The sequence below is a fragment of the Segatella maculosa OT 289 genome (assembly GCF_000243015.1).
Lineage (GTDB): Bacteria > Bacteroidota > Bacteroidia > Bacteroidales > Bacteroidaceae > Prevotella > Prevotella maculosa.
This window is the reverse complement of the sequence record NZ_JH594500.1, coordinates 111710-122616: the sequence shown is the minus strand read 5'-3', so window position 1 is coordinate 122616 and position 10907 is coordinate 111710. Positions and strand designations below refer to the sequence as shown.

Below are 10907 nucleotides of genomic sequence, written 5' to 3'. Positions count from 1 at the left end.
CCTCGGAAAGTAAAAAATCATCGGACGATGGCTTTCCGAGGCCTCGGAAAGCAAAAAATCATCTGACGACGGCATTTCCGAGGCCTCGGCTGATGAAAAACACTTTGCGACGGCTGAAAATGGTTGAATGATGGGGTGCGGGTTATGTGTGTTTGATTGGAAATAAAAAACAGACCTTGCGGGAATGGTGTTTCCGCAAGGTCTGTTTGTGTTTTTTGCCGCCTGATGGGTATGGCCGGCTGTCGGGGCTATCGGCTGTTCGCGCGCGATGGGTGGTTGCCGGGCGTTTCGCGTTTCCGGATATATTCGCGGCATTCTTCCATGAGCCATTTGGGTGTGCTTGTTGCGCCGCAGATGCCGACGGTTTCGGCGTGGTTGAACCATCGCATGTCGATCTCGGCTGCGCTTTCTATCTGGTGGCTGTTGGGATTGACGCTGAGGCACTCTTTGAAAAGTACTTTCCCGTTGGAACTCTTGCGCCCGGCTACGAAAATCACGACGTCGTGGCGGCCGGCGAATGCGGCGATGTTGGGCATGCGGTTGGCGACCTGCCGACAGATGGTGTCGAAGCTTTTGAACTCGGCGCCGGGGGAAATGTGGGCGCGTATGTAGTCGATGATGTGGTGAAATTCGTCGAGGCTCTTTGTGGTTTGTGAGTAGAGGTAGATATTGCGGCTGAAGTCGAGTTTCTTGACGTCGTCGAACTTTTCGATGACGATGGCTTTGCTGTGTGTCTGTCCGACGAGCCCGAGGACCTCTGCATGTCCGTTTTTGCCGAAAATGACGATTTGACGTTCGGAATCGTTGGTTTCTGCGTTGTTCTCGTGCTGTTTTTTGATGCGCCTTTGGAGCTGGAGGACGACGGGGCAGGTTGCGTCGATGATTTCGATGTTGTTGCGGCGTGCGATTGCGTAGGTTTCGGGGGGCTCGCCGTGTGCTCGAAGGAGTACTTTCGCGTTGTGCAGCCGGCGTAGTTGTTGGTGGTCTATGGTGACGAGTCCGCGGGCGTGGAGGCGTTCTACTTCCATTCCGTTGTGGACGATGTCTCCGAGACAGTAGAGTGTGCCTCCCTTTTGGAGTTCTTCTTCGGCTTTTTTGATGGCGGTGGTTACGCCGAAGCAGAATCCGCTGCCGTTGTCGATTTCTATTTGTAGCATTTAGTTGACGTTGATTTTGATGACGACTTTTGGCTTTCGGGGGTCGTTGGTGATCATGAGAATGCGTGGTGTGCGCTTCGCGGTTTTGAGTTGGTCGGCGATGGCTGTTATTTTGAGCTTCGCTTGTGTGTGGGGCTCGATGGTTGTCTTGCTGAGGGAAATTTCGAGGCCGGAGGTGAACATTTGGAGGTTGCGCACTTCGAGTGGTGCGTTTCCGATGTTACTGAGTTCGATTTCGCCTTTCAGCCGTGGTCGACCGTTGAAGCTTCCGAGTGTGAGGCTGTCGGCTGAAAGTTTTATTTGGGGCGCGAGGCCGTTGGGGTGTTCGGCGGTGTGTTGGAAGTCGGGCAGGAGTACGGTGGACACGGGAATGAGTGTTGCTTCGGAGACTTTTTCGCCGGGTGCAAATCCGAGGTAGATGTTTGTCTGCGTGAGCCCGAAGTCGCGTAATTTTCGCGAGTCGAGGGTGAGCGTGGCTACTCCTGCGTGTCTCGGTGCTATGCGCGAGGGGGAAATTTCGGCTGTGAGGTAGTCGGGGAGGTGCATGAAGAGGGGCTGGGCTGTTTTGTCGGAGTTGTTGAAGATGTGTATGCGCTTCGTGGGTCGGTCGCCCTTGTTGACGTCGTCGAATTCGCAGTCGTTGGCGTCGGTCTTCAGTTCGCCGAGTGTGAAGGGGTAGTTTCCTGCGAAGTCCTTGATTTCGCTGACGACCTCGCCTTGCAGGGTGAGTATGAGTGGTTCTCGGCCTGCGTAGATGGCCAGCTGCTTGTTGAAGTGGCCGAGCGTTCGGGCATCATAGACGGCGGTGATGGTGAATTCCTTTCCCATTCCGACGGTTTCGGGGTATGACGCCGTCGTGCAGCCGCAGCTTGTCTTTACTTCTCGGATTCGGAGTGTTTTGAGGCTTTTGTTCTTGAGTTTGAAGTCGGCACTGACGGGTGTCTTGTAGAGCACTTGGCCGACGTTGATGGTTTTTTGTTCGGTGCTGATCCGCTGCGCCTGCGCGGGAAGCAGGGCAAGCAGCATGCATGTCGTTAAGAATTTATTTCTCATTGTTCAATTGAATGGCTTTGTCGCGTCCGGCGAATTCGGGGCTGTACGTGCAGCGCGCCGTGCAGATTCCGCTCGAATATGAGCCCTCGCGGTCGATGTAGTATTCGGTTTCTATGATATGTGTGCCTTTGGGGAGGCGGTCGAAATAATAGCGGGTTGCGCGGTCGCCGGGCGCGTAGTAGTATCGGAAATTGTAACCGCTGGTCTGATCAACGGGTTCGAGGCATGCGGGGCGCTTGTCTTCGACCTCCACGAAGTCATAGTCGCGGTCGGCTTTGAGCGTGATGCGCACTTTTATCTTGTCGCCCACCTTGAAATCTTGGTTGATTTTGGCCATCTTGCCGTCGGCGTTGATAAGCTGGCGCGTCACGGCAAGCTGCGTTGCCTGGCTGTCAATATCCTTGAGTTTCTGGTCATATTCTGCGTAGATGGCCCCCCAACTGATGTTGTTCGATTGCTTTTCGGCCGTCAGTGTGCCAAACGTCTTGCCGGTTTTCTCGGCCTTCACGACGGCCCTCCCTGCGGTGGGCTCGGTTGTGCAGAGCTTCTCTCCGTTGAGTGTCAGCAGCGTGTTGTTACCGTAATTCGTGAGGCTTTCCTTCGTTTCGCCCTGCATGAAAGCATAAACGGCATCGACGCAGTTGATGGGCGTGTCCCAACTTTGCGTACGCTTGCTTTGCAGGAGCCAGCGTTGCATTTCGCTGATGGTCTGCTTGTCGTTTGGGGTGATAATTTTCAATGCCTCGATGGCCGCCACTTCAGTCGGTATGCGATAGTCGAACCACGAATATCCCGCCCGCTTCGTGTCGAAATAACGGCCCATCTCGTCAGTGTAGACCGTATATTCCTTGAGGCTCTTCAGATGTTCCTGTGCCAACTTCATGTTGTGCCCGTTTCGTCCCAAGATTACGGCCATCATAGCCTTTCCGTAGATGGTAAACAACGTATGACGCTTCTCCACAAGGTTCAACAGATATTTATTGTCGGCATTATCGAGGTTCTCTTTGCGTAGCGCACAGATATAAAGGTATTGCAAGTCCGTCTCTGAGGGCAGCAGGTTCTTATAGCCCTTGGCTTCCCACGCTTTGAGTCGTACCACATCTTTCTTTACCTCTTTGGCCATGAACTTCATGCTGTTGGCTATCAGATTGCGAGTAGCTTGTTGTTCGCCCGTCATCATATTGAGACGTTGCAGCATCTCGGTCACGGCCACGGTCATATAGAGCGAACCACTCATTCCAGGCCACCAAGAGAATGAACCGTCGGCGCGTTGCAACTGGCGCAGACCGAAGAGGGCTTCTTCCTTGTAGCGATTGGCAGCCTCTAAGGAGTCGGTCTGGCCGGCAAGCTGCATCAAATAGGCCGACAATGTGTTGGCATAATACTTGGCAGCAAGACTGATAGCATCTTTTGTCGATGCGTGGGCAACGGTCGGGAGAGCCTCGACCATCATCCATGCCGGATTGTTGGTGTAGCTGACGGTTAACTTGTTGCTATCTTCCTTGACGGGGAAGAGCTTGTCAATGTCAAATGTCTTCGTGCCCGGTTCATGTTGACTGAAAGCCAAGGTGGTCACAACGTGCTCCATGTCTGACAGGATTGGCAACAGATGCTGCTCACCGTCACTGAACGCCTTGCCTTCAATCGTCATACGGCAAACCACAGCATCACCTTGGTAACCCATGGCACGAAGCTGCGAAGGCACAAACACGAAGTTAGCATTTGCAGTAGCATTGGCTTCAAGTGTAATACTTTTCGTCTCTGCCATGACTTGCTTCTCGGTCTTTGAATCAAGCAAGTGCATCTCCACCTGTGCCGAAAGCGGTTTGTCGGTGGTGTTGACAATACGATTGCTAAGTACGGCCTTGTCGCCCATTCTCACGAAGCGTGGCATGTTCGGCATAATCATCACGCTCTTCTTGGCCACGGCTGTAGCCTCGATAAGAGCGTCGTTCATATCCTTATCGTGAGTATAACCAAGCAGACGCCATGTGGTCACACTCTCCGGAAGCGTGAACTTCAGGCTTACATTGCCCTTACTGTCTGTCTGTAGTGCAGGGAAGAAGAAAGCCGTTTCATTGAAGTTCTTGCGCAGGGAGATTGACTTCTGTGGTTTCGGCATGTCTGCTTCGCGCTTCTTCCGAGGTGCATAACCTGTGGTGACCACCTCCTCATGAAGTTCGGAGCTTCTCGCACCGAAAAGGTTGCTTGCCACTTCTTCTTTGGCCAGAACTACAGTGTCGGACATGCTTTCGTTCTTCATACCCCTCAACCCATAGACCTTTCCTTGCAGGTGGGAAGCAATATCCCAACCGATATGCGTGAAGTTGAAACCACGCACGTTGAGGAGTTTCAGCGGCATCTCCCCATAGAACTGCCAATTGTCGAACCGGGTGCCGGCCCATTGAATGCTTGCCAAATCCCAACTGAACCTTACGCCTGTGTCCCAACTGTGCAGATAGATGTCGTCAAGACTCATGTCATACATCGTAGCCATAAGTTGCGCACGGGCCGGCTTCCCATCTTTGTCGGTGAGCTGCAAGGTCCATGTCTCATGCTGTCCCGGTGTAAGTCTGTCGCGGAACGTAATCCACTTTGCGTGCAAATTTAACTGGGGGTCAGGTCTGCGGATATTGATATTGTGACTATGGAGCACGCCGTCTTTCACCCACGCATAAGCCACAGTGATGCCATCGAGATAAGTCTCTTTGTATTTGAAGGCACGTGTGTACATCTCGTCATTCAGTGTGAAGGTGCCGCTTTCAAGCACCTTACTGCCCGATAGCATCGTATAGGCCACGTAGACATCTTTCAGACTGCTGCCCAACTGCACGTAGACGGGCTTGCCGTCGTTGCCGAATTGGTTGCTCGTCGTATAGCACCAATCCGGCGTATTCTCGGTCGGCCTCTTATCTTTCAGTGAGAACAAGACGAACGACCTGCGCAAGGTGTCTTCTCCGCAGACGGCTTCCAGGGTGTGATACCCGCTCTTCAGCCTCGGGTAGTCGAGCGAAACCTCTTCGTTGCTGTTGGCCTGATAGGGCGCATCGTCTACCTTATAATATACTTTAGCAGCCACATTCTCGCCTGCAAGGTTCTTATATATAAAGGTGAAGCGCGTCAGACTGTCGCGATTGATGCGTTCGGGCAGATTACAATTGAAGTAGACCGAACGGTTGCCGAATGGCAGCGCAATCATTCCTTCGTGGCTCTCGCCTGCACCGTCTGTCACGGTGGCACTGATATCATAGGTATAGTAACGTGGCAGGTTGTTCTTTCCTTCGGGAAGATGCAAGGGAACCCGAATGACGAAGTGGCCGGCCTCGTCGGTCATCAGCGTATCTTCTTTAACCGTGACCCGGCTCTCGTCGCTCCCACGCCACCAAAACCAATTGGGCCTGCGCACCACAGAGCAGACGACCTTTGCACCCTGCACGGGCACGCCCGCATAGCTCTTGGCCGTGCCTTCCACGCTGATGGTGTCGCCATTCTTGTAGCTCTTCGTATAGGGTGTGAAGTCCACGGTGAACGTGGGCCGCTTGTATTCCTCAACATGGAAGCTTGTCTCAAAGTCGTCGTTGGCCTCGATGGTGAACAGGCCCGTCTTGCCCGACTTCGGAAGGTCGAACACGACGCTGGCCGTCCCATACTCGTCCGTGCGCACCTTCTTCGTCTCCGTTTCCTTGTAATCGGCATCGTAGAGCGTCAGCGCAATGCTGTCATTGGCATTGACGGAGGCCTTCTTCGTGCGGTCGTTGACGGTGAAGTCTACCATGCTCACGCGCACCTGCTGACCGGGACGATAGAGGCTGCGGTCGGTAAAGAGTTGCACCTGACGCGTGATGAAGTCCTCCTCGTCTTCCTTCCAATAGTCGTTGCCCGATGCATAATAAGACGTGCTGCTGCACGGCGGACAGAAGTCATCGGCAGCCGTGAAGGCTTGGCAATACACGTCGTATTCCTCCTTACTCCTCTTGTAGCTAGCCTCGCCTTGGCGGTCAACCGTCAACGTGGCCTTCAAGCTGCGCTTGCTTTCCTGATAAGTGCGCGAGAAGATACGTATCTTGGCGTTCGCAATGGGCCGACCCGTAGTGGCGCTCATGGCGATGAGCCTCATCCTGTCGTTGGGAAGCCCACTCTCCAGCACATACATGTCCGACACGTGGAGCAGCATGCGCACGGGGCGAATATCCTTGTTGTCGGTCGTGAACTCAATGAGATAAACGCCCTTCTCCAACGGCCCCACCGTCATTGAGTCGCTGCTCACCTTATAGTTGGGCAGCCCCACGTAGCGGTGGGTCACCGAAGTCGTCGTCGGTGCCAGCAACAGCTTTTCTATCTTGGCATAGTCGTGCTTGTCGGCAGGATTGAGCGGGCAGTAGGCCTTCGTATTGAGGCGCGTCACGCTCATCGTGAGGCTCTGGATATTGGTCAGCTGTCGGATACGAACCACTCTCTCCTTATGGGGCAGCAGCACCTGCGGGCCACATTCGGCAAGGAAGCTCGGCAGCGTGAGTCGGCTACGGGCATTGCGCAGGATATTCATACGCGGCCACGTGCCCCACTTGGCAAGGGCATAGTTCAGATAGTTCATCTTCTCCTCGGCCGAAACATCGTCAGCCAAGTCCATGAACTCATAGCGGGCAATGCCCAGTTCGCCACCCACGGGCAGGTCTCCATAGCACGTGATGAGCGAGTCGAGCCGTTGCAGATACTTCGACTTCTTCGATTCGAACACATTGTCCTGCCGTTCGTCCTTCAACAGCTGCAAGGCACAGTAGCAGGCAGCACTGCGGTTGCCGTGGGCGTCATACCATCGGTGGAGCGTCCGGTAGTCCTTGGTGACGAAGCCAAGCACGTGCAGCAGGTCGTTGTGGAAGATTTGGCTGTCACTCCCCCCTATCATCAGCGGCTCATAGTTCTCGGCCTTAGTAGCGGCCAGCAGTGCAGGTTCCTGCATCGATTTGCGCAGCAGCGCATCGGCCACTTCCATCGAGTCGGCATTCCCCGCGAACCTATCCCGATAGCGGCTTCCCAGCACACTGTAGTAGATGGCGGCAGCAGCACGGTCGGTCTTCTCGGCCCTCAAGGCCTCGCCACGCAGACGCTGTAGCTGTGGCCCGAGCGAGTCGGGCGCAAGGTCCTCCCACGCGTCCATCAAACCGAACTGCGCCTTGATGAGCTGCCCGTAGGCCTTGTCGGCCCTGGCCTTCGCCGCGATTTGCTCGAGCACATGGATAGCCGAGCGCGGCTGGTTCTTCCTCTGCAACAGTTCGTATTGTTTCCACAGCGAACCGTAACTGTCTGCCATGACGGCCAAAGGCATCATCAGGGCCACGACGATAGTGCATATTGCCTTCTTCATATCCATTCTTTGTTTAGAACTGCGCCCCCCGACGCACCGTTCGGCTCGGGGCGGCATTGCAAAGATAATGCTTTTTCGCAGTCTTGCCTAATTATCCGCCTGTTTTTTCTTCCGTGCCGCCCTCTTTCTGCGCCTTCACAATGCGATACATCTTGCGGTAGCGCGTGCCCACGTTCTCCAAACGGCCCTCGGCTTCGAGCCGCCGAGCCAACCTGTAGGCCACGGGACGCGAAAGGTGCAACTCGGCCTGCAGGTCGCCCACGAAGATGTAGTCTGCCTCGTCGAACCACCGCTCAAGCGTGGCATCAATCTCCGCAGCCGTAGGCGTGGCATGCTGTTCATAGCGATAGGTCACGTTCTCGAAGCGCGTGTCCTCCAGCGCCTGCATCAGCCCTTTCTCGGGACGGAAGTTCACCGTGCGCACGTGCGGATAGCGCAGCCTCATCTTCTTCGTCTTCGGGTCTTCGTAGAGTTCGCCCCTCACGGCCAGCGAGAAGTATCCCAGTCCCGGCAGGTGTACGCGGTTGCCGAGTTTGAGCTGTTCGGCCAGCTCGTGTTTCAGCGCGATGAGCGCGCCCACGAGGTCGGCCACGGTCATCGCCGTCGCCGTTTCAATGCGTTCGCCCATGCGTTCCAGTCCCACGGTTTCATACTCGTCGAGCACGGCCTTCATTCCTTTCTTGTGGGCCAGCGAGCCCGTCGTTCTCATCAGTTTGTAAGGTACAGTCATCGTCTTTCGTTTTAAGTTAATGTACGCCTGTTCTCCTTATAGGAGTATGGCAGTCTTTATATAGTGTTTGTCATTGCCGTTATATAAGGATTATCGAATTATCCTCATGAAGAGAAATATTTATCTTCGTGATGAAACAAATTTATCTTCATGATGAGAAATATTTCTCTTCATGAAGATAATTCCCATATCACGGTACAAAGATAATGACAATCATGGAATAATGCAAGCGATAGTCCTATAATATTTAAAGAACAATCCAAAGGCCCACCCCCACCCCCTCCCAAGGGAGGGGAGAAGCCTCCCCCACCCCCTCCAAAGGAGGGGAGCAAGAGCTTGCGGGCTAATGAGGAATAAAGATAGACCTTGTGAACTGAAGTGTTCACAAGGTCTATTTGCATATTACTCCCCTCCCTCGGGAGGGGTTGGGGGTGGGCTCCTCCTCCCCTCCTTTGGAGGGGCCGGGGGAGGCTCCCACTTTTCTATCCAGCTTCCCGTTGAACGTGCGGCGGATATGGTCCGTCTGTTCGTAGAGGGCGGGCACTTTGTAGGCCTCGAGCAAGGTGGCAAGGTGGCGGGCAATGACTTTCGTGTCGGGCACGGACGACGGTTCGGCCACGAACAAGAGCTTCAGGGCGCTGCCCGTGACGGGATGCGGGACGGCGGTGCAGATGCAATCGACGATGCCGGGCAGGGCGAGTGCGGCCGCTTCGACCTCGGTGGGGGCCACTTTGTAGCCTCCGATGTTGATGATGTCGTCCTCGCGACCGATGATGCAGAGGCGGCCCTCTTCGTCAATATGGCCAAGGTCGGCAGTGAAGAGCGTGTCGTCGTGCAGTATCTGCCGGGTAAGCTCGGGGTCGCCTGCATATCGGGTCATGAGCGTTGCGCCTTGGCAGGCAATGGTGCCCTTGTCGGTGATGAAGAAGCGCGAATGGGGCATGGCGTGGCCCACGCAGCCGCCGATGCACGTGTCGTTGTAGTCGAAGGTGGCAATGATGCCCGTCTCGGTGGAGGCGTAGGTGTTGTAAAGGCGCGTGCGGGGAAGCAGGGCGCAGAGGCTACGCATGTCGTCGGGCGCGATGGGTGCGGCTCCCGTCTCGATGAAGTCGAGCTTGTCGGCATACCGTTGCAGTCGTTTGGCGGCAAGGAGAACGAGCATGCGAATGTTGGCCGGCACGAGGAAGGTGGCCAGTCGGCGCGAGGGATAGTCCAATGCACGGAAGAAGGCGTTGAGGTCGGTCATGCCCTGCAGGAGGTAGAGCGTGGCCCCGCAAACAATCGTAGGAAAGACCTTGGAGAGCGAGCCGAAATGACTGAGCGGGCCGCAGACGATGAAGACCGTGTCGTGACGATAGCCTTGTGCGGCGATGAGGTTCGCAGCGTCGGCCATGATGGCCTTGTGGCTGATGACGACGCCCTTCGGTCGGCCCGTCGTTCCGGTGGTGTAGAGAACGTCGGCCGTGTCGTGGGCGAATGTCTCGGTTGACAGTTGTTCCTCGATGGCGCGGAAACGTCGGGGCGGTGCGTCCTTGTCTAACGGAACGGCAATGGCTCCGGCCCGGTGAATGGCGAGATAGGTGACGAGGAAGTCTATGGGTCTGCTGCTTGCAAACACGACGGCCTGCCCTTTTCTGTCGCTTAATGCCTCGGCCTTCTCGCACACGGCTTGGTGGAGTTCGCGGTAGGTGAGCTGCTCCTCCGGCGTAATGACCGCAGGCTTTTCGGGATAGCGGTCGGCGTTCAGACAGAGATATTCTTCTATCGTCTTCACTTCTCCCGTAGTTTGGCTTCGACGAGTGCGGCAAGGCTTTCGAGCGACTTGAGGTTCTTGGGCGTAGCGTCTTCCGACTCCAAGGTGATGTCGTAGTGCGCCGACAAGAGCATGAGAATGGTTGTGACGCCCAGCGAGTCCAGCTCGCTGAAGAGGAAGTCGGAGTCAAGGTCTACCAGCGGCAAGGCCTCTTCCAAAAGACTGCGTATGTCTTCTTTGCTAATCATCTGTTTTGTTTGATGGTTGAGAGGGCAAAGGTAAGAAAGAAAATCCTGCAAACATATATGTTTAAGGGTTGTTAACATGGTATCCCTGAAGTACAATTATCAAGGTAAAATATTTGCAGAATAGAAAAATCCTATTACCTTTGCATTGCAAACTAAAGATTACAATCTATTAAAATGAGCAACAAGATTATCCATTCAGGTGTGATAAAGTCTATCGGCATCGATTGTCTTTATGTGGAAATCATGCAGGCATCAGCGTGTGCTGATTGTCGGGTTGCCGGGAATTGCCATGCATCTGAGGCGAAAGTCAAGGTGGTAGACGTTTATTGTCGTGATGTGGCTCGCTATCATGTCGGTGAACGAGTTATTGTTTCTACAACGAGTCAGGTAGGGTTAATGGCAATGCTTTATGCTTATCTCTTTCCTTTGATGATTTTGATGACGACTCTTATCTTGGTTCGTATCTGTACGAGGAGTGATGGCTGGGCCGCACTTTCGGCATTAGCCATTTTGATACCTTATTATATAGTGCTCTATCTCTTCCGTGAGAGAATAAAAGAGCAGGTGCACTTCAATATCGAACAAGAATCTAACTAAAACA

At 54.4% G+C, this 10907-nt stretch carries 7 protein-coding genes; 1 reads left to right on the top strand and 6 read right to left on the bottom strand.

Annotation, left to right across the window (positions count from 1 at the left end; translation table 11 throughout):
- Nucleotides 1-248: 248 nt before the first annotated feature.
- The 6 genes from HMPREF9944_RS00405 to HMPREF9944_RS00380 form a co-directional block, all read right to left on the bottom strand.
- Nucleotides 249-1157 (bottom strand): 4-hydroxy-3-methylbut-2-enyl diphosphate reductase, encoded by a 909-nt coding sequence (locus HMPREF9944_RS00405; RefSeq protein ID WP_008563667.1) that lies wholly within the window; start codon nt 1155-1157, stop codon nt 249-251.
- Complete coding sequence (locus HMPREF9944_RS00400; protein ID WP_044113102.1) at nt 1158-2210, bottom strand: DUF1573 domain-containing protein; 1053 nt, start codon at nt 2208-2210, stop codon at nt 1158-1160.
- Nucleotides 2200-7575: an alpha-2-macroglobulin family protein gene (locus HMPREF9944_RS00395; protein WP_244861079.1), complete on the bottom strand. Its 5376-nt coding sequence runs from the start codon at nt 7573-7575 to the stop codon at nt 2200-2202. Before HMPREF9944_RS00395 ends, HMPREF9944_RS00400 begins: the two co-directional genes overlap by 11 nt.
- A 91-nt stretch (nt 7576-7666) precedes the next feature.
- Nucleotides 7667-8305 carry an HU family DNA-binding protein gene (locus HMPREF9944_RS00390; RefSeq protein WP_008563662.1) on the bottom strand — a complete coding sequence of 213 codons (639 nt, stop codon included), beginning with the start codon at nt 8303-8305 and terminating at the stop codon, nt 7667-7669.
- Nucleotides 8306-8696: 391 nt separating this feature from the next.
- Nucleotides 8697-10079, bottom strand: a complete 1383-nt coding sequence (locus HMPREF9944_RS00385; protein WP_008563661.1) for a class I adenylate-forming enzyme family protein — start codon at nt 10077-10079, stop codon at nt 8697-8699.
- Nucleotides 10076-10306 carry a phosphopantetheine-binding protein gene (locus HMPREF9944_RS00380; protein ID WP_008563660.1) on the bottom strand — a complete coding sequence of 77 codons (231 nt, stop codon included), beginning with the start codon at nt 10304-10306 and terminating at the stop codon, nt 10076-10078. Before HMPREF9944_RS00380 ends, HMPREF9944_RS00385 begins: the two co-directional genes overlap by 4 nt.
- 174 nt (nt 10307-10480) lie before the next feature.
- Here HMPREF9944_RS00380 and HMPREF9944_RS00375 point away from each other — a divergent pair, with 174 nt between their 5' ends.
- Nucleotides 10481-10903 (top strand): SoxR reducing system RseC family protein, encoded by a 423-nt coding sequence (locus HMPREF9944_RS00375; RefSeq protein ID WP_008563659.1) that lies wholly within the window; start codon nt 10481-10483, stop codon nt 10901-10903.
- The last annotated feature ends 4 nt before the right edge of the window (nt 10904-10907 follow it).